Annotated in this window: 16 protein-coding genes; 6 read left to right on the top strand and 10 right to left on the bottom strand. The window is 65.4% G+C overall.

Going from position 1 to position 18594, the window contains the following annotated elements; translation table 11 throughout:
• The first annotated feature begins 119 nt into the window (after window positions 1-119).
• Complete coding sequence (locus DVB37_RS07255) at window positions 120-1130, top strand: acyltransferase (protein ID WP_120154472.1); 1011 nt, start codon at window positions 120-122, stop codon at window positions 1128-1130.
• Between the two features lie 318 nt (window positions 1131-1448).
• Entirely contained in the window at window positions 1449-2594 is a 1146-nt protein-coding gene (locus DVB37_RS07245) for an aromatic ring-hydroxylating dioxygenase subunit alpha (RefSeq protein WP_046802791.1), read from the top strand.
• Window positions 2595-2754: 160 nt separating this feature from the next.
• Here DVB37_RS07245 and DVB37_RS07240 read toward each other — a convergent pair whose 3' ends face one another.
• The 5 genes from DVB37_RS07240 to DVB37_RS07220 all read right to left on the bottom strand — a co-directional run bounded on the left by DVB37_RS07240 (window position 2755) and on the right by DVB37_RS07220 (window position 8820).
• On the bottom strand, window positions 2755-3885 hold the full coding sequence (locus tag DVB37_RS07240; RefSeq protein ID WP_120154470.1) for a TIGR03364 family FAD-dependent oxidoreductase: 1131 nt from the start codon (window positions 3883-3885) through the stop codon (window positions 2755-2757).
• Between the two features lie 13 nt (window positions 3886-3898).
• Window positions 3899-4921 carry a putative 2-aminoethylphosphonate ABC transporter substrate-binding protein gene (locus tag DVB37_RS07235; protein ID WP_104143189.1) on the bottom strand — a complete coding sequence of 341 codons (1023 nt, stop codon included), beginning with the start codon at window positions 4919-4921 and terminating at the stop codon, window positions 3899-3901.
• A 136-nt stretch (window positions 4922-5057) separates the two neighbouring features.
• Complete coding sequence (gene phnX, locus DVB37_RS07230; RefSeq protein WP_120154468.1) at window positions 5058-5888, bottom strand: phosphonoacetaldehyde hydrolase; 831 nt, start codon at window positions 5886-5888, stop codon at window positions 5058-5060.
• 15 nt (window positions 5889-5903) lie between these two features.
• Window positions 5904-7658 (bottom strand): putative 2-aminoethylphosphonate ABC transporter permease subunit, encoded by a 1755-nt coding sequence (locus tag DVB37_RS07225; protein ID WP_371683119.1) that lies wholly within the window; start codon window positions 7656-7658, stop codon window positions 5904-5906.
• A gap of 7 nt (window positions 7659-7665) precedes the next feature.
• The gene (locus DVB37_RS07220) at window positions 7666-8820 is read right to left on the bottom strand and encodes a putative 2-aminoethylphosphonate ABC transporter ATP-binding protein (RefSeq protein WP_240434048.1); all 1155 of its coding nucleotides are present in this window, start codon (window positions 8818-8820) and stop codon (window positions 7666-7668) included.
• A 148-nt stretch (window positions 8821-8968) separates the two neighbouring features.
• On the opposite strand from DVB37_RS07220, the gene DVB37_RS07215 reads away from it, so the two are divergent.
• Window positions 8969-9832: a LysR family transcriptional regulator gene (locus DVB37_RS07215; protein ID WP_046802885.1), complete on the top strand. Its 864-nt coding sequence runs from the start codon at window positions 8969-8971 to the stop codon at window positions 9830-9832.
• Between the two features lie 54 nt (window positions 9833-9886).
• Window positions 9887-10456, top strand: coding sequence for a phosphonate degradation HD-domain oxygenase (locus DVB37_RS07210; protein ID WP_006218288.1), 570 nt, complete (start codon window positions 9887-9889; stop codon window positions 10454-10456).
• Window positions 10457-10540: 84 nt separating this feature from the next.
• Here DVB37_RS07210 and DVB37_RS07205 read toward each other — a convergent pair whose 3' ends face one another.
• Both DVB37_RS07205 and DVB37_RS07200 read right to left on the bottom strand, forming a co-directional pair.
• Window positions 10541-11392 (bottom strand): sulfurtransferase, encoded by an 852-nt coding sequence (locus DVB37_RS07205; RefSeq protein WP_120154466.1) that lies wholly within the window; start codon window positions 11390-11392, stop codon window positions 10541-10543.
• Window positions 11393-11421: 29 nt separating this feature from the next.
• On the bottom strand, window positions 11422-12276 hold the full coding sequence (locus tag DVB37_RS07200; RefSeq protein ID WP_046802785.1) for a DMT family transporter: 855 nt from the start codon (window positions 12274-12276) through the stop codon (window positions 11422-11424).
• A 153-nt stretch (window positions 12277-12429) separates the two neighbouring features.
• On the opposite strand from DVB37_RS07200, the gene htpX reads away from it, so the two are divergent.
• Complete coding sequence (gene htpX, locus DVB37_RS07195; RefSeq protein ID WP_046802784.1) at window positions 12430-13311, top strand: protease HtpX; 882 nt, start codon at window positions 12430-12432, stop codon at window positions 13309-13311.
• Between the two features lie 88 nt (window positions 13312-13399).
• Here the strand turns inward: htpX and DVB37_RS07190 are convergent, their stop codons facing one another.
• On the bottom strand, window positions 13400-14791 hold the full coding sequence (locus tag DVB37_RS07190; RefSeq protein ID WP_046802884.1) for an L-serine ammonia-lyase: 1392 nt from the start codon (window positions 14789-14791) through the stop codon (window positions 13400-13402).
• A 175-nt stretch (window positions 14792-14966) separates the two neighbouring features.
• Between DVB37_RS07190 and DVB37_RS07185 the strand changes: the two genes are divergently transcribed.
• The gene (locus tag DVB37_RS07185; RefSeq protein ID WP_046802783.1) at window positions 14967-16628 is read left to right on the top strand and encodes a Na/Pi cotransporter family protein; all 1662 of its coding nucleotides are present in this window, start codon (window positions 14967-14969) and stop codon (window positions 16626-16628) included.
• Window positions 16629-16787: 159 nt separating this feature from the next.
• On the opposite strand, the gene DVB37_RS07180 is transcribed toward DVB37_RS07185, so the two are convergent.
• Together DVB37_RS07180 and DVB37_RS07175 are read right to left on the bottom strand one after the other, a co-directional pair.
• Entirely contained in the window at window positions 16788-17576 is a 789-nt protein-coding gene (locus DVB37_RS07180; RefSeq protein WP_046802782.1) for a dienelactone hydrolase family protein, read from the bottom strand.
• Window positions 17577-17640: 64 nt separating this feature from the next.
• A complete protein-coding gene (locus tag DVB37_RS07175; protein WP_046802781.1) occupies window positions 17641-18480 on the bottom strand; it encodes a ZIP family metal transporter in 840 nt (279 codons plus the stop codon).
• Between the last annotated feature and the right edge of the window lie 114 nt (window positions 18481-18594).

The raw sequence follows: 18594 nt of genomic DNA, 5'->3' as shown, positions 1-18594 counted from the left end.
GCACCGACAGCGCCCGCCTGGGTCCTGTCGGTTTTTCATGCCTTGCCTAACCGCTGGATACAGAAGCGCACCCGGGCTCACTGCTAAGGTGAAGATGCGAAAACACCAGCGGGAGCCCGATGCAACCCCCCGAAGACCGTTATGCCCGACTGGACGCCGCCCGCTGGCTGGCGGCCGTAGCCGTGGTCCTGCTGCACAGCGCGGCCTTGATTGTCAGTGACCCTGCCGCGTATGGCGGCGGCGCGTGGCTGGCCGCCAATCTGTACGACTCGGCGGCGCGCTGGTGCGTGCCCGTTTTCGTCATGGTCAGCGGCGCCCTGCTGCTGGACCCGAACAAACCCCACGACGCCCGCAAGTTCTACAGCCGCCGCATGGCGCGCATCTGTGCGCCCCTGCTGTTCTGGACCTTGTTCTATCTGGCCTGGCGCACCGGGCTGGATTGGTGGGACGACGGCCGGGTGGACTTTTCGTTCTGGCCCCGCAAGGTGGCGCAGGGCGAACCCTATTACCACCTGTGGTACCTGTACATGATCGTGGGGCTGTACCTGTTTGCCCCGCTGGCCCGCCTGCTGTACGCACGCAGCACGCCGCGCGGCCGGTCACTATGGGTGGTGGGTATTCTGGGCGTGGCCATTCTTGACGCGCTGTACCGCCGCGCGCTGGGCGCCCCGCACGGGTTCTTCCTGACCTGGTTCCTGCCGTATCTGGGTTATTTCGTGGCGGGCCGGTTGATTTTTGATGGCGACCTGCGCATCCCCCGGCCGGGCCTGGTCCTTGCGGGCAGCGTTGCGGCCACGGCGCTTGGCGTCACCGTGATGTCCGACGGCCACGCGCTGGATACGTACTTTTATGATTACTTCAGCCTGACAGTGCCGTTCATGTCGCTGGCCGCCTTCCAGTGGATCGTGTCTTCACCCTGGCTGCCGCGCCTGTCCGCGCTGGCGCCCTTAACCTTCGGCGTGTACCTGATCCACCCCGTATTCCTGGACGTGGCACGGCGCGCGGGCGCCATCTCGGGCAACCCGCGCGACGCCTGGGCAGTGCCCTTGCTGACCGTTGCCGTGTTCGCGCTGTCGGCGGCCAGCAGCTGGCTGTTAAGGCGTCATCCGGCCACGCGCAAGCTCGTCTGAAAGACCTACGCCGCGAAGGGTTAATCGGACGATGGAACGGGGCCGGCAGGCCCCGCCAACGCTGGATTTAGCCCCGTCCATCTTCCCGGGCGGCAGGGAGGCCCTTGGGGTACAATTCACGGCTTATTTGATCGGCCAGACACCGATTTTTCTTCGCGCCAGCACGTACGTAGCCAAGCTCACGGTTGAGCTCCAAGCAGTTTTCAGACCGTTTTTCGACGCAATTTTCGGATCCGGTCATTAAAACTGCTGGGCTTGAACAAAAGCGCTTGGCAGAGCTCAAACCGTCCTGGCTTTTTTATCCGAGCGGAGGGAATCATGACCGACATCGGTCGGATGGCACATGTCGTGCCAGCTCGCACCCAGCTACCCGTCAGTGCATATTTTGACGAAGCCCTCTTTGCCCGCGAGCAAGAACTCATTTTCAAGCAATCCTCGCAATATGTCGGCCATCAGAAATTGGTGCCTGAAATCGGGGATTGGCGGTCGTTGGTACAGGAAAGCGGGGGACGCGTGCTGGTTCGCAACCAGCAAGGCGTTGAACTCATCTCAAATGTCTGCCGCCACCGTCAGGCTTTGATGCTGGGCGGCGAAGCCGGCAATGTGGCCGGCAACTGCAATACGCACGGAAACCTGAAGGCAACCGGTGGCAACATCGTTTGCCCCCTGCACCGTTGGACGTACAACAACCAAGGCGAGTTGTTGGGCGCGCCTCAGTTCGAGACCACGCCCTGCATGAACTTGCAGAAGTTTCGCCTGCGCGATTGCCACGGCTTGCTCTTCGAAGGCCCGCGCGATCCGGCTTCCGACATGGCGCCGCTGTTCTCGCGCCCGGAATTCAACTTCGGCGACTATGTGCTGGACCATGTCGAGGTGCATCAGTGCAACTACAACTGGAAGACCTTCATCGAGGTCTACCTTGAGGACTACCACGTTGGCCCGTTTCACCCGGGCCTGGGCCGCTTCGTCACCTGCGACGATCTGACCTGGGAATTCAACGACTGGTACAGCCTTCAAAAAGTGGGCGTGCACAACGCGTTGGCGCAACCGGGTTCGGATGTGTACAAGCAATGGCACGACCGCCTGTTGTCGTTCCGCGAAGGCGACGCTCCGGATTTCGGCGCGGTCTGGGTCACGTACTTCCCGACCCACATGATCGAGCTCTATCCGCACGTGCTGGTGCTGTCCACGCTGTACCCGAAAAGCCCGCAGGAAACGGTGAACGTCGTCGAGTTCTACTACCCCGAGGAAATCTCGGCGTTTGAACGCGAATTCGTCGAGGCCCAGCGCGCCGCCTACATGGAAACGGCCATTGAAGACGACGAGATCGCCGAACGCATGGACGCGGGCCGCAAGGCCTTGATGTTGCGCGGCGTGAACGAAGCCGGCCCTTACCAATCGCCCATGGAAGACGGCATGCAGCACTTCCACGAGTGGTATCGCCGGATCATGCAGGACTTGTAGGCATCCTGGCCTTCTTCCATACAGGCCATACCCGCCATACCCGCCATACCCGCCATACAAAAAGGGCTTTGCGTCACACAACGCAAAGCCCTTTTTCTTTTGCCACAAGGGCAATCGGATCAGGGTCGACGACTGCCCGACCGTGATCCGATCAGCGCCGTTAACGTCCCATCACCTGGGCCACCGTGCGTTCGCCGATGGCCAGCCCCACCGTCATGCCCACACCCGAATGCATGACCGCGACGGTGGTGGCTGCGTCCACCGGCATCACCGAAAACGGCGCCGGTCCGTGCGCGCCGTAAACCCCCTGCCAGCGCTCCAGCACACGCAAGCGCGCACCCAGCGCCTGCGAGGCCAGGTCCAGCATCGTGTTGTCGACCGCTTCGTCGTTGAACGGGAACGCGTCCGTCCCATAACGATGCGAATCGCCAATGATGAGTTCGCCGTTGGGCGTAGGGCTGATCAGCAGGTGTATGCCATTTTCCAGCAGCATCGGCGTGCGTTCCTGGATGACCTGGCGCAGCGCATGCGCCGTGGGCAAGTCCGAGAACGCGCCGTAGTGCACGCAGGACAAACCCGTCAACACCGGGCGGTCCAGGGCGATGGGGTTCGTCTCGAACGCCGCGCGCAGCATTTGCAAGCGCGTGACTTCCAGGTTCATCGGCGCAAAGCGTTCGGGCAGCAGCGTCAGGTAATCATGGCCGGGGCACACGAACACATGCTTGCCCTGAAAATCGCCGGCGGTGGTACCCACCAACCCGTTCTCGACCGCGCGCGCCAGGGTGCCGGTGATAAACGTCACGCCCAGCGACTCGGCCAGGTATCGCGTGATGGCCGGTAGCGCATCGCGCGAATAGATTTGCAGGTCGTCATGCCCGCGCAGCGCCAGGCAGTGATGCGCCAGCTGACCGCCATACAGGCCAGCCACCTGACGCGCCGACAGCAGCTCGGCACGGTAGCCTTCCTGCATCAAACGCGTGTCCGCGAATTCCTGCAACACGCTGGCCTCGTCGATATTTCGCGCCAGCACCAGCGCGCCGTTGGCCCGCACATGAAAGCCCGCCTTGGCGGCCAGGTCCAGCCACAGCTCGCGCGCCTGCTGGGCATGCGACAGCATCATGCCGGGCGCCTGGCCGGTCACAATGACCTGGCCGAAGTTGCGGATGGTGGCGCCATGCGCCTGGCGGCTGCGTTCGATCACCGCCACCGACAGGCCGCGCTTGGCGGCCGCCCAGGCGTGGGCGATGCCAAGCATGCCCGCGCCCACCACGATTACGTCGTATGTTTTCATCGCGGGCCGTGCCTTACTTCTTCTTGGGTTCCGACTTGCCGTCGTAGCGGCGCGTCCACTCGGCGATGATGCGTTCGCGGTTGGTCGCGGCCCACACAAAGTCGTTCTTGATCATGCGCTGGGTCAGGTCGGCCGGCAGGTTCGGGTTGACCGTGGCGATGGACGGAATCGCCAGCACCGCGAAGTTGGCCTTGTACAGTTCGTTGGCTTCGCGGCTGGCCGAGAAGTCAGCCAGCTTGCGGGCCGCGTCCAGGTTCTTGGTGCCCTTCATGATGGCGGTGGCTTCGACTTCCCAGCCCAGGCCTTCCGACGGGAACACGGCTTCAACTGGCGCGCCGTCGGCCTTGAGCTTGGCCGCGCGATAGTCGAACGACACACCGATGGGGAATTCGCCGGCGGCCGCCATGTTGCAAGGCTTCGAGCCCGAGTGCGTGTACGACCCGATGTTCTTGTGCAGGGCATCCATGTAGGCCCAGCCCTTGTCTTCGCCAAAGATCTGCAACCAGGCGCTGACATCCAGGAAGCCCGTGCCCGAGGACGCCGGGTTCGGCATGACGATCTTGCCCGCGTACACCGGCTTGGTCAGGTCTTGCCACGACGTCGGCTTGGGCAGCTTCTGTTTTTCGGCCTCGATGGTGTTAAAGCAGATCGCGGCCGCGTAGCCGTCCATGCCCACCCACGACGGCTCGGCCTTGGCGTCGCGCATGTTGGCGGCGATCTGGTCCAGGCCCTTCGGGGCGTACGGCTGCAACATGCCTTCCTTGTCCATCAGGCCCAGCGCCGTCCCGGCCAGGCCCCAGATCACGTCGGCTTTGGGGTTGCTTTTTTCGGCCAGCAGCTTGGCCGCGATGATGCCGGTGGAATCGCGCACCCACTGGATCTTGATGTCGGGGTTGGCCTTCTCAAACGCGGCCTGGTAGACCTTGATCTGATCGGCTTCCAGCGCGGTATAGACCGTCAGCGTGGTCTCGGCGGACGCGGCGCCCATCACGCCCGTCAGGGCGGCGGCCAGTGCAAGCAGCTTGTAGCGATTCATGAAGAACTCCGTGAATATGCGGAAAAACGCGCAAAAAAGGTGAACGTCGCCCCCACTGCCGGCGGATGCCGGCTGCGGTACAAAGGCGCACACAAAGGGAAAGCAGGGCCGGCAGTACCGGCAAGGGGAAGCTAATTCAGGGGCGTTGGCCTCGTGCCAGACGGGCTTCGATGTCGATGATGACGGCCGGCAGATCCGCCACCGTATCGATCAGGTAATGCGGCGCGGCGGTGGCAAGCTCGCGGCTGGCGTCGGCGCGGGCCAAGTCGCGGCCCGCCTCGTCCAGGCTGAGGTATTCGTCCAGGGTCAGGCCGGCGGCGTTGCCGGACAGCAGCAGGCCCACCGACCACATGCCGGCGCGGCGCCCTTCCTCGATGCCGGGCGCGGTGTCGTCGACCTTGACGCACGCGGCCACGTCCGACAGGCCCAGTTCCACCACGTTCTTCAACGCCATGGCCGGCGCCGGACGCGCGCGCGGCACGTCGTCGCTGGCCACGATGCAATCGGGCTCCAGCCCTTCGGACGCGGCGCGTTCGACCACGCGGCGCATCACGCTGTCCGGGTAGCCCGAGCAAGAGCCGATCTTCAGGCCTTTACGGCGCAGCGCGCGCAACAGCTCGGCAGCGCCGGGGATGGCCGCCGAATACTGGGCCACCTTTTCCATCTGCATCGGCAGGAAGCGTTCATAGATGGCCGTCACATCGTCGTCGCTGGGCACGCGGCCGAACTGGGCCTGATACTGGGCGGCGATGGCCGGCTGATTGCACAACGCGCGGATGTGGTCCCACTTGCCCATGCCCATGGGGCCGCGCGCCTCTTTCAGCGACACGTCCATGCCGAATTGCGAGAACGCATCGACGAACACCTTGGTGGGGGCAAATGATCCGAAGTCGACCAGCGTGCCGGCCCAGTCGAAGATCACGGCTTCCAGCTGCACGGGTAAGGAAGAAACAGTCATAAGGGTCATCCTGGAATCAATCGTTCAAAGGGCCACGGGGCGGCGCCAGGCCTGGCTGCGCGACACCAGCGCGCGGCTGGCCAGATGCAGCAGCAGGGCCGCGACGGCGGAGCTGGCCATGATTACCGTGCACATGGCGGCGGCCGGGCCGATGAAGCCGGCGTCGTCCATGTTAAGGACGGCAACGGCGGCCAGCACCGTGGACGGGCTGTACAGAAACACCACGGCCGACACCGTCGTCATGGCGGATACAAACAAATAGCGGGCGACGTCCAGCGCGGCAGGCAAGCACATCGGCAGGGTGACGCGCAGGAACGTCGTCATGCGCGGCACCTTCAGCGACGCGGACGCGGCTTCGAATTCCGGGTCCAGCGCGTTCAGTGCGGTGGCGGCCGTGAGGTGGGCGCTGGTGTAGAAGTGGACGACCGTGCACAGAATCAGCAGCGGCATGGTGCCGTACAGCACGTTCAGCGGATTCATCAGGCTATTGAAAAAGAAGATGTAGCCCAGGCCCAGCACCAGGCCGGGCACGGCCATCGGCATCAGCGCCAGCATGCTGACCGCCCCCCGCAGGCCGCGCCCCAGTTGGCCGCGCGCCGGTACTTTTTCCATCATCCAGGCGCCCACGAAGACGACGGCCGTGCCGATCACGGCGGTGAAGAACGCCAACTGCAAGCTGTTGCGCCACGCCAGCCAGCCACCGCCGTCCATGTTGTCGAAGTCGTAGGACCGCAGCGACATGGACAGGTTGTAGGGCCACATCTTCACAAACGACGCCCACACCGCCACGCCGATGATCAGCAGCAGGAACGCGGCCATCACGCCGGCCAGCGCCAGGAAAGCAGCATCACGGCGGCGGTTCGGATTTGCCGCGTAGGCCTGCGCGCGGCCGCTCATCTGCGCGCCCTGGCGGGCCCGCAGGCGCCGGTCCAGCACGAAGGTCAGCAAGGCGGGCAGCAAGAGCAGGATGCCGATGGCCGCGCCCTTCGGAAAGTTCTGCTGGCCGACCACCGCCTTGTAGGCTTCCATCGCCAGCACGTTGTAGTCGCCGCCCACCACCTTGGGTACGCCAAAATCGGTGACAGTCAGCGTGAACACCACGCAGCAGGCCGAGAACACGGCATAGCGCGTGCCGGGCAGGGTCACGGTCAGGAAGGTGCGCCACGGGCCGGCGCCCATGGCGCGCGCCGCGTCATACAGGCGCCCGTCGGCCAGCGTCAGGCCGGTCAACAAAATCATCAGCGCATGCGGGAAGGTGTAGAACGCCTCGCCGACGACGATGCCCCAGAAACCGTAGATGGTGGCGCCGCCGGTCAGGCCCTTGAGCAGCCCCTGATTGCCCAGCAGGTAGACCAGGGCGATACCGGGCAGCAGCGAGGGCGCCAGCAGCGGCAGCAAGGCGATGGTGCGCAACAGGCCCTTGCCGGGCAGGCGCGTACGCGTCAGTCCATAGGCAAATCCGTAGGCGCACGGCACCACCAGCAACATCGTCACCAGGCCCACCGTCAGGCTGCGGCCGACCATCGCCAGAAAGCCGTCTGCGCCGATGATGCCGGTAAGCACCGACAGGCCAGCCCAGGCGCCGTCGTTGTCCGTCACGGACTTGGCCAGGATGGCCGCCAGCGGCAACGCCAGGAACAGCACAAGGAACAGCAGCAACGCGCCCTGCCCGACGGTCAGGCCCAACGAGCCGATCCAGGCGGGCATGGGGCGGCGGCCCAAGGCCACGGGCGAAGCCGAAGCCGACGGCGTTTCCGCCACGGAAGGAGAACCGGTCATGGGGGAATCAAGCGTAGGCGCGAATCGCATGGCGCGGCAGCTCCACCCAGCAGCGGCTGGCAGCATGAGGACCCAACAGGGCGTCTCCGATTTCGGGGGACACGATGGAATGCACGGTGGACCCGGGCACGCCTTCCAGCCGCAAGGCCAGGCGGTAACCACGGCCCAGGAACACGCCGTCCAGCACGTCGGCCAGCATCGAATTGGGCTCTTCCGGGCGCGCCATGCTGACGCGCACCGCCTCGGGCCGGACGAACAGCTTGCCGAATCGGCCATCCAGCGTGTCGTCCACCGCCAGTTCCTGGCGGCCGACGCGGGCGCGGTGCGCATCCACGCGTTCGAACGGCAGCCAGTTCGCCTCGCCCACGAAATCGGCGATGAAGGCGGATCCCGGCTGGCGGTACAGCTCGCGCGGCGTGCCGTACTGTTCGATCACGCCGCCGTTCATGACGGCGATGCGGTCGGCCATCACCATGGCCTCTTCCTGGTCGTGCGTGACCATCAGCGTCGTAATGGACAGGCGCTTTTGCAAGGCGCGCAACTCAATACGCAGATGCTCGCGCACGCGGGCGTCCAGCGCGGACATCGGTTCGTCCAACAGCAACAGGGACGGCGACGGGGCCAACGCGCGCGCCAACGCCACGCGCTGCTGCTGCCCGCCCGAGATCTGCCCCGGATACTTGTCGGCGGCGCCGGCCAGCCCCACCAGCGTCAGCATTTCCTCGACACGGTGGGCCACGTGCTTGCGATGCGCGCGCTTGCCGCTCAGGCCGTACGCCACGTTCTGGGCGACCGTGAGGTTGGGAAACAGCGCATAGGACTGGAACAGGATGCCGTAGTCGCGCTCTTGCGGTTCGGCATGGGAAATATCGCGGCCCGACAGCACGATGGTGCCGCTGTCCTGGCGCTCCAGCCCGGCAATCGCGCGCAGCAGCGTCGTTTTGCCGCAACCGGAGGGGCCTAGCAGGCACACCAGTTCTCCGGCACGGATATCCAGCGAAACGTCGGCCAGCGCCTTGTGGGTGCCAAACGTCTTGACCAGGTTTCGCACGGTCAGAAAGCCGCCACGCTTTGCCCCTTGCTGGGGCTCTTTGCCCGCAATGGGGTCAAGCCCGCCTTGGGGCGGCCCGGCGGGGTAAAGGTCGTTATCGGCTTGGGGCATGCTGCCTCCGGTCTGGGAACGAAGGCAGTATGGAAGCCGCGTATTGAGCGTTTATGACACTTCGCGCAAATGCAGTAATAAAAACATCAAATTATTTTGGTGTACTGGCGGTCTTGCGCATTGCGTCCCTTTCCCGCCCCCCGTCATCGTGCTTGTCGCCGAACTCAAATCTTTCTACGCCGTGGCCCGCTGCGGCACCGTCACCAAGGCCGCCGCCCAGTTGGGCGTCAGCCAACCCACCGTGACGGGGCAGCTGCGTCAGCTGGAATCTCGCTACGGCATCGAACTGTTCCATCGCCAAGGGCGCGGCATGCGCCTGTCGGATGCCGGACAGAATCTGATGCCCATGGTGGAAAAGCTGGTGCAGCAGGAAACCGAGATCGACTTCCGGCTGCGCGACGCCAGCGACCTGCGCGAAGGCAACCTGCGTGTCGGCGCCACCGGCCCGTTCTACATCATGGACACGGTGCGCCGATACAACCAGCGCTACCCCGGCATTGATCTGACGGTCACGATCGGCAATTCACAGTCGATGCTGCAAGCGCTGCACGATTACCGCATCGAGATTGCCACGTCGTCTTTTCTGATGGATGACAAGCACCTGTATCGGCGGATGATCGCGGCCGACCCGATCCGCGTGGTCACCCACCGCGACCATCCGCTGGCCCGCCGCGGCCGCGTGCGGCTGGCCGACCTTGCCGAGCACGCGCTGCTGGTGCGCGAGCCCGGTTCGATGACGCGCCAACTGACCGAAGACGCCCTGCAAGCCGCGGGCGTCACGGTGCGGCGCACGCTGGAGATCGGCAGCCGGGAATCGATCCGGCAGGCCATCCTGTGCGGCCTGGGGATCAGCCTGATCCCGTCGCGCGAGATTCCGTCCCATCCCGATCTGGCCGCCCTGGACATCGACGGCGCCGACATCGTGATGAATGAATACCTGTACTGCCTGCGCGAGCGCCAACCGGTGCAGCTGATCGCGCGCTTCCTGGAGATGGCGCCGGCAGCCGGCTGACCCGACTGGGTCACTGCCCGCCCCCTCCCCCTTGCGGCCAATCAGGAGACAACCATGGCCTTGACCTTGCAAGACATCGAGCAGATTTTTCTGGAACGCGGACACCGGTCATATCACGGTGAATCCGTCAGCCATTTGCGCCACGCGCTGCAAACGGCATCGCTGGCCGAGCGCCACGGCGCCAGCGCACACCTGATCACCGCCAGCCTGCTGCACGACCTGGGGCACCTGATCGCAGACCGGCCGGGCACCCCGACCCTGCGCGGTATCGACGACAAACACCAGTATTTCGTGCTGCCGTTCCTGCGCGGGCTGTTCAGTTCGGCGGTGCTGGATCCGATCCGGCTGCACGTCGAAGCCAAGCGTTACCTGTGCTACGTGGAGCCGCAATATGAAGCGTCGCTCTCCGAGGATTCCAAGCGCAGCCTGGCATTACAGGGCGGCAGTTTTGATGCGAGCCAGGCGGTGGATTTCGCCAGCATGCCGGGCGCGCCGGACGCGATTCGGCTAAGACGCTGGGACGACATGGCCAAGGTTCCCGGCCTGGCCACGCCGCCGCTGGATCACTTTCTGGAAATCGCGGAAAGCGTATCGGGCCGCGTAAAGCTGGCCGCGATTTGGTAGCGAACCGGGGCGCAGCGCCGGCCCGCACGCAACAAGGGCGCCGCAACCCGCGCTTCCGAGTGCGCGGGCCAGGCGCCTGAGGCTTCAGGCGCCCTTCGCCACCGGGCGTGACGGGTCGCTGCACCATTCGCTCCATGAACCCGGGTACAGCCGCGAGCCGGACAGGCCGGCGATTTCCATCGACAACAGGTTATGGCACGCGGTGATGCCCGAGCCGCACTGATGCACCACGGCCTTGGGGTCGCGGTCGCCCAGCAGATCGGCGAATTCGGCGCGCAGTTGCTCGGGTGACTTGAAGCGGCCATCGGCTTGCAGGTTTTCGCCGTTGGGACGGTTCAGCGCGCCCGGGATGTGGCCGGCCACCGGGTCCATGGGTTCGACTTCGCCGCGATAGCGGTTGGCCGCGCGCGCGTCGATCACGGTAAAGGCCGGCTGGGCGATGTTGTCCAGCACGGCTTGGGCGTTGACCGACCCGGCCAGCGATTGCCCGGGCTCTACCGGCTGGCCGGCTTTGACCGGTGGCGCGGCGTCGGTCGTGGTCGGCAAACCGGCCGCCACCCACGCCTGCCAACCGCCGTCCAGCACGGCCACGCGTTCATGGCCCAACCAGCGCAACATCCACCACAGGTGCGCGGCGTACATGCCGCCGCTGGCGTCGTACGCCACGACCAGCGTTTGCGGCGTCACGCCATGAGCCGCCATCAGGCCGCCGAATTCGGCGCGCGACGGCAACGGATGCCGGCCGTTCTTGCCGGTGCGCGGTGCCGCCAGCTCGGTTTCGTGGTCCAGGTGACGGGCGCCGGGGATGTGTCCGGCGTCGTAGGCCTGGCGGCCGGCGGCGTGGTTGGTCAGGTCATGTCGCACATCGAATACGCGCACGTCGGGCGAATCGAGGCGCGCGGCCAGGTCGGCGGCGGAAATCAGTGTGGTCGTCATTCGGGGTGCTCCTGATCGAAGGGGGCGGGTCAGGTCGGCTTCGGGTCGCGCATGGTGCGCCACACCGACAGCAGGCCCGCGGAAATGATCAAGCCCATGCCGGCCCAGGCCAGGGCGTCCAGATGGTCGCCCCAGAAGCCCATGCCCAGCAAGGCCGCGAAAATAATGGTGCTGTATTGCAGCGCCGCCGTCAGCAGCGCCGACCCCATGCCAAAGGCCCGGGTCATGGCAAGCTGGCCGAACATGCCGGCCACGCCCACGCCGAACAGCGACGCGTAGCCCTGCCAGTCGGCGTGGCCCCAGCCTTCGAACCACAAGCCGGCGATGCTGGACACGCAGACCGCCACGGAGAAAAACAGCACGGTGCGCCATTCGGGTTCGCCGATGCGGCCCAGCTGGCGGATCTGCATCATCGCGATGGCCGACATGGCGCCCGCGCCCATGCCCATGACGGCGGCCAGCCACTGGTCTTCATTGATGCTGGGCCGCAGCACGGCGATCACGCCCAGAAAGCCCAACGCTACCGCCAGGATGCGGACCGGGTCGCGCTGGGCGCCGCCCCACCCCAGCATCCAACAGGCGATGAACAGCGGCGCGGTGTAGTTCAGGCTGGTCGCGGTGGCCAGCGGCAGGTGCGAGATGGCGAAGAAACCCAGCCACATCGACGTGACGCCGGACAGGTTGCGCCACAGGTGCAACTTCCAGCTGGTCGGAACGATGGATTGCCGCCCAGCGCGCGCCCACAGCAGCAAAAGTAGGACGGAAGGCAGCCCGCGAAAAAGCACGATCTGCGGCAGCGACGCGCCGTGTTCCGTGCCGAACTTCACGAACGACCCCATGATGGCGAACATGGCGGACGCCAACAACATCCAGAGAGCCTGCATTGGGGGTCTACGCTAAGGGAAAAGTGAGGGGAAATAGGGGAAAGCGATACTATACTCTTGCCCACCGGGAGCGGTGCCGGCGAGTCGGGGAACTGGCGGGCCGCCGCCATGTCGAACCCGGGTATTTCCCGCTCGCAGAGGAACACAAAAAACATGAAACGCATTGTCTTGTTCGTCATCACCAACCTGGCCGTCATGCTCGTGCTGTCGGCCACGCTGCGCATCCTGGGCGTAGACCGCTACATCACCGCCAACGGCCTGAACCTGAACGCCCTGCTGATCTTCTCGGTGGTCGTGGGCTTTACCGGCGCGATCATCTCGCTGCTGATCAGCAAGCCGATGGCCAAATGGAGCACCGGGGCCCAAGTGCTGGACCCGAACGCCCCCCGCAATCAACGCGAAGCCTGGCTGGTCGACACCGTTCACCAACTGGCCGACCGCGCGGGTATCGGCCGCCCCGAAGTGGCCATCTATGAAGGCGCGCCCAACGCCTTCGCCACCGGCGCGTTCAAGAACGACTCGCTGGTCGCCGTGTCGACGGGCTTGCTGGAAAGCATGAGCGAAGAAGAAGTGGCAGCCGTGCTGGCGCACGAAGTGGCCCACATCGCCAACGGCGACATGGTCACGCTGACGCTGATCCAGGGCGTCGTGAACACGTTCGTGGTGTTCCTGGCTCGCGTCGTGGGTTACTTCATCGACCGCGTCGTGTTCAAGAACGAACGCGGCATCGGCCCGGGCTACTACATCACCGTGCTGGTCTGTGAAATCATCTTCGGCGTGCTGGCCTCGATCATCGTGGCCTGGTTCTCGCGCCAGCGCGAATACCGCGCCGACGCCGGCTCTGCCCACCTGATGGGCGCGCGCGAACCCATGATCCGCGCGCTGGCCCGGCTGGGCGGCCTGGAACCGGGCGATCTGCCCAAGTCGTTCGAGGCCTCGGGCATCACCGGCCGCGGCGGCCTGGCGGCCATGTTCGCCTCGCACCCGCCCATCCCGTCGCGCATCGCCGCCTTGCAGAACGCCCGCGTGGTCTGATCGCCCGCCCGGTTCAAGCAGGCAGCAAAAAGCCCCTGGGGTCAGAAACCCGAGGGGCTTTTTCTATTGAGGCTTCAGCGCTCGGGCATCAGCACTCGACGATGTTCACCGCCAAGCCTCCGCGCGCCGTTTCCTTGTACTTCGTCTTCATGTCGGCGCCGGTTTCGCGCATGGTCTTGATGACGGAATCCAGCGACACGTAGTGCTGGCCGTCGCCGCGCAGGGCCATGCGCGCGGCGTTGACGGCCTTGATGGACGCCATGGCGTTGCGTTCGATACAGGGAATCTGCACCAGCCCGCCAACGGGGTCGCACGTCAGGCCCAGGTTGTGTTCCATGCCGATCTCGGCGGCGTTCTCAACCTGTTCCACCGTGCCGCCCTGCGCCGCGGCCAAGCCGCCGGCGGCCATCGAACAGGCCACACCGACTTCGCCCTGGCAGCCCACTTCGGCCCCCGACAGCGATGCGTTGTACTTGTACAGCAGGCCGATCGCCGCGGCGGTTAAGAGGAACTCGCGTACGCCCTCGCGGCTGGCGCCGGGCACGAAGCGATCGTAATAGTGCAGCACGGCGGGGATGATGCCGGCCGCGCCATTGGTGGGCGCCGTGACGACACGGCCGCCCGCCGCGTTCTCTTCGTTGACCGCCATGGCATACAGGTTGACCCAATCCATGACCGACAGCGGGTCGGACAAGGTGCGCTCTGCGCGCTGGGTCAGATTGCGGTAAAGCTCCGGCGCGCGGCGACGCACGCGCAAGGGTCCGGGCAATTCGCCGTCGGCTTCCGGGTAGTCGATGCCGCAACCGCGCGCCACGCAGTCCTGCATGACCTGCCAGATGCGGTCCAGGCCGCTGTCCGTCTCGGCGGCCTCGCGCCAGGTCAGCTCGTTCTTCATCATCAGCTGCGCCACGGTCAGGCCGCTTTCGCGGCACATCGTCAGCAGTTCGCGGCCCGAGCGGAACGGGTACGGCAGCTGATTGTGCGCGGCGATCACCTGGCTGTTCGAGGCGCCGGCGGTCACGACGAAGCCACCGCCCACCGACAGGTACCGCGATTCGCGCAGCGACTCGCCATTGGCGTCGACGGCGTGGAATTTCATGCCGTTGGGGTGCTCGGCCATGGCTTCGCGACGATAGAACACCATGTGTTCTTTCTCGATGAAGGCGACCGGGTAACGGCCCAGCAGCGGCAACTGGCGGCTGGCGCGCACCGAGGCGATCATGCCGGCAATGGCGGCGGGGTCGACCGTGTCGGGCGCTTCGCCCATCAGACCCAGCAGCACGCCCTTGTCGGTACCGTGCCCCTTGCCGGTCGCGCCCAGCGACCCGTAGAGCTCGGCGCGGACATACGCCACGCGCGACATCAGGCCATCGCGTTCCAGGCCTTGCGCGAAAAGCAAGGCGGCCCGCATCGGACCCACCGTATGGGAACTAGACGGGCCTATGCCTATCTTGAACAGATCGAATACGGAAACGGCCACGCGATACTCCAATACATCAAAGAATAGTCAGGCAATGATACGCGTTGCCACCCCCGCGCGCAGGAATGGACGGCGGGGCGTATGCTGTATCGCCGCCACCGGTTCCGTCACCCGGTCAGGCATGCGATCATTACAGAATTATTACTTGTCATAAAAAGAACGGGAACACCCCTGGATGTCTGGACTTATTACCCTGCTTGACTTCGCCGGCTACGTCGCCCTGCTGCTTTGGGGCGTGCACATGGTCCAAACGGGCGTCCAGCGCGCGTTCGGCGCGGCCTTGGGCGCCGCGCTGGGCCGGGCCCTGGGCACGCGCCTGCGCGCCTTTGCCGCCGGCCTGGGCATTACCGCCGCCCTGCAAAGCAGCACCGCGACGGGGCTGATGATCACAGGGTTCGCCGCGGGCGGCGTGGTGGGCCTGGTGCCCGCGCTGGCCGCCATGCTGGGGGCCAACGTCGGCACGACGCTGATCGTGCAGCTGCTGTCATTCGACCTGACCTCGCTGGCGCCTATCCTTATCCTGGCGGGCGTCTGGATGTTCCGCCGGTATCCCCCCGGCCGCACGCGCGACCTGGGCCGCGTGTTCATCGGTCTGGGCCTGCTGCTGCTTTCCCTGCATCAGCTGGTTGAATTGTTCGAGCCGTTCCAGACGGCGCCCATGCTGGGCATGATTCTGGACGCCTTGTCGACCCAGCCCGTTGCCGCCGTCTTGCTGTCGGCCGCGTTCACCTGGGCCGCGCACTCCAGCGTGGCCGTCGTGGTGCTGGTGATGTCGCTGGCAAGCCATCACATGGTGGCGCCGCACGTGGCCTTTGCGCTGGTGCTGGGCGCCAACCTGGGCACGGCCATCAACCCGATGATCGAAGGCGTCACGGGCGACGATCCCGCCGCGCGCCGCCTGCCGCTGGGCAACCTGCTGACCCGCGTGCTGGGCGTGCTGGCCGGCCTGATCCTGCTGCCCGTGCTGCAACCCCTGATGAGCGACATGGCCAGCGACCCGGCCCGCGCCGTGGCCAATTTCCACACGCTGTTCAACGCGGTCATCGCCATCCTGTTCCTGCCGTTGCTGTCGCCCTACGCGGCCCTGCTGACACGCTGGCTGCCCAAGCGCGCCGACCCCAACGACCCTTCCCGGCCGCAATATCTGGATGAATGGGCGCATGACGTGCCCGCCGTGGCGCTGGGCAACGCCGCCCGCGAAGCGCTGCGCATGGCCGACATGGTGCAGACGCTGCTGCTGTATGCGCGCGCCGGCTTCAAGCGCGACAACCGCCACCGCATGGTGCAGGCACGGCAGCTGGATGCCGCGCTGGACAAGCTGGAAAACGCCATCACGACCTACTTGGCCACGCTGGACCAGGAAAACATGACGCGTGACGACATTCAACGCATGGACGACATCCTGGCCTTTGCCAGCAACATCGGCCACGCGGGCGATATCGCCCACCACGGCCTGTTGAGCCACGTGGCCAAGCTGCGCAAACAGGGCTGGACGTTCTCGCCCGAACAGCGCGCCAGCCTGGATGACACGCTGGGCCAGTTGATCGCAAACCAGCGCCAGGCCGCTGCCCTGTTCGTCAACGACGATCTGCGCCAGGCGCGGGCGCTGGCCGGCGAAAAGGCGCGTTTCCGCACCATCGAAACGCAGGCCGCCGACACGCATCTGCAAAAGATCAAGTCAGGCCAGGTGGACGCGGCCGAAGTCGGCGCGCTGTACCTGGACATCCTGCGGGATATGAAGGGAATCAACTCTCACTTGGTGGGCGCCGCGGCGTATCCGCTGCTGGCCCGCCACGGCGAGCTTCTGCCCAGCCGTTTGCGCGAAGCGGGCAACTAAGCGAAAGCGGGGTCCGGGAAAGCGGCAACCGCGCGCGCAAGCAGGCATTAGACGGAAGCCCACCGACCCAGGTCTGTTGCAGCGGACGGCGGGCGGTTCCCCCGCCCGGCCCCGCGCTTTAGTCAGGACAGCGCAAACTGACCCTGCCCCCGGCGCACATTACAGATAGCGCTGGAACCACGCCAGCATCCGGCTCCAGCCGTCCTTGGCCGCTTCAGGCTGGTAGCTGGCTCGGTAGTCCGCCAGGAACGCGTGGTCCGCGTCCGGGTACACCACAAATTCCGACTGCCTGGCCGCCGCGTTGCCGGTCGCCAGCTTGGTCTTCATGGTCTCGATATCGGCCAGCGGGATGCTGGCGTCCTTGCCGCCGTACAGGCCCAGCACCGGCGCATGCAGCTCGTTGACCACATCGAACGCCACGCGCTTGATCAGCGGGCCGTGGCCCACGCTGAGCTTGCCGTACCAGGCCACGGCGGCCTTCACGTCCGGGTTGTGAGCCGCGTACATCCACGTCAGGCGACCGCCCCAGCAAAAGCCCGTGATGGCCACGCGCTTGGGGTCGCCGCCGTTTTCCGCCGCCCAGGCCACGCTGGCGTCCAGGTCGGAAAACACCTGTTCATCCGGCACCTTGCTGACCAGTTCAGCAATCAGTTTCGGAATGTCGGTGTAGACGGAGGCGTCGCCCTGGCGTTCATACAGGTTCGCGGCCACGGCCAGATAACCGGCCTTGGCGATGCGTCGGCAAAGATCTTTGATGTGTTCGTGCACGCCGAAGATTTCCTGCACCACCAGCACGATCGGCAGGTCCTGGCGGCCTTCGGGCGCGGCGTAATAGGCGGCGATGGACCCGTCTGCCACGGGCAGCTTGAAGTCAGCGTGAACCAGGCCTTCGGTGTCAGTGTGGATGACGGTGGGGGCAACGTTGCCGGCGGCGGCGGAAAAGCTCATGGGGGACGCTCCTGTGGGGGATTGATCGACAGATCGACAAGCAGGCATCCCGTCCGCGCGCGCCCTAATGCGTGTGGGCGTGCTCCGCATGGGGCGCGCCAGTGCCGGCGTCGGCCTCGTGCTCGTGCCCATGGTGCATCAGCGTGGTCACGCTGTAGATCAGCGCGACACCCAAGCCCACCAGCAACAACTGCGGGACGGCATCCGAAAGGGACACCCGTTCATGCATCTGCGGCATCAGGTCGGCCACCGAGATATACAGGAAGCTGCTTGCGGCAACCACCAAGATATACGGCACCCAGTCCTGCGCCTGCTGCAGCACAAAGTACCCTATTATGCCGCCCACGGCTGAACACAAGCTGGTGAACAGGATCAACGAAAACGCACGGCGACGCGGCAACCCGGCATTGAGCAGCACGACAAAATCGCTAAGCTTGTGCGGCACTTCGTGCACGATGATCGACGCCGCCGTCAGCACGCCCAGCAGCGGGTCCGTCAGGAACGCCGCCGCCACCAGCACCCCGTCGCACAGATTGTGCAGCGAACTTCCAATCAGGATCAGCACGCCGCCCCGCCCCGCTTCGTGGTGGTCGTGGCCTTTGTGGTGGTGATGCCCGTCGCCCTCGTGGTGATGGCTATGACGCAGCAGCGCAATCTTTTCCAACACGAAAAAACCGATCAGCGACGCCAGCATCAGGCCGAACAAGGCATGGGCGTTGCCGACCGCGCCCTCGAAGGCCTCGGGCAACAAGTGCAATAGCGCCACCGACAGCAGCACGCCCACCGACAGGCTCACCATGTGATGCAGGTATTGGGCGAACACCTTGTAGGCCAGCCAGCTGGCGACAAAGACGGCAATAAGCCCGCCGGTTATGGTGGCAAGCAGGACCCAGAGCAGCAACATTTGGGGGACGCAGTATAGGCGGGGAGGAAGCGCAACATTATATTGTTGCAATCCCAAAATCGGAAATGGGCCGTCCAAGGACGGCCCATCGGAATTTCCGTGCAGAACCCGCAG

The sequence above is a fragment of the Achromobacter sp. B7 genome (assembly GCF_003600685.1).
Classification (GTDB): Bacteria; Pseudomonadota; Gammaproteobacteria; order Burkholderiales; family Burkholderiaceae_B; genus Achromobacter; species Achromobacter spanius_B.
Note: the sequence above shows the minus strand (reverse complement) of the source record. Positions and strands in the feature narration are given on the sequence as shown.

Bases quoted from the DNA above. Each gene is read 5' to 3' on its own strand.
- DVB37_RS07255 (WP_120154472.1), top strand. From the start codon at position 120: ATGCAACCCCCCGAAGACCGTTATGCCCGACTGGACGCCGCCCGCTGG.
- DVB37_RS07245 (WP_046802791.1), top strand. From the start codon at position 1,449: ATGACCGACATCGGTCGGATGGCACATGTCGTGCCAGCTCGCACCCAG.
- DVB37_RS07240 (WP_120154470.1), bottom strand. From the start codon at position 3,885: ATGAAAACATACGACGTAATCGTGGTGGGCGCGGGCATGCTTGGCATC.
- DVB37_RS07235 (WP_104143189.1), bottom strand. From the start codon at position 4,921: ATGAATCGCTACAAGCTGCTTGCACTGGCCGCCGCCCTGACGGGCGTG.
- phnX (WP_120154468.1), bottom strand. From the start codon at position 5,888: ATGACCCTTATGACTGTTTCTTCCTTACCCGTGCAGCTGGAAGCCGTG.
- DVB37_RS07225 (WP_371683119.1), bottom strand. From the start codon at position 7,658: ATGACCGGTTCTCCTTCCGTGGCGGAAACGCCGTCGGCTTCGGCTTCG.
- DVB37_RS07220 (WP_240434048.1), bottom strand. From the start codon at position 8,820: ATGCCCCAAGCCGATAACGACCTTTACCCCGCCGGGCCGCCCCAAGGC.
- DVB37_RS07210 (WP_006218288.1), top strand. From the start codon at position 9,887: ATGGCCTTGACCTTGCAAGACATCGAGCAGATTTTTCTGGAACGCGGA.
- DVB37_RS07205 (WP_120154466.1), bottom strand. From the start codon at position 11,392: ATGACGACCACACTGATTTCCGCCGCCGACCTGGCCGCGCGCCTCGAT.
- DVB37_RS07200 (WP_046802785.1), bottom strand. From the start codon at position 12,276: ATGCAGGCTCTCTGGATGTTGTTGGCGTCCGCCATGTTCGCCATCATG.
- htpX (WP_046802784.1), top strand. From the start codon at position 12,430: ATGAAACGCATTGTCTTGTTCGTCATCACCAACCTGGCCGTCATGCTC.
- DVB37_RS07185 (WP_046802783.1), top strand. From the start codon at position 14,967: ATGTCTGGACTTATTACCCTGCTTGACTTCGCCGGCTACGTCGCCCTG.
- DVB37_RS07180 (WP_046802782.1), bottom strand. From the start codon at position 17,576: ATGAGCTTTTCCGCCGCCGCCGGCAACGTTGCCCCCACCGTCATCCAC.
- DVB37_RS07175 (WP_046802781.1), bottom strand. From the start codon at position 18,480: ATGTTGCTGCTCTGGGTCCTGCTTGCCACCATAACCGGCGGGCTTATT.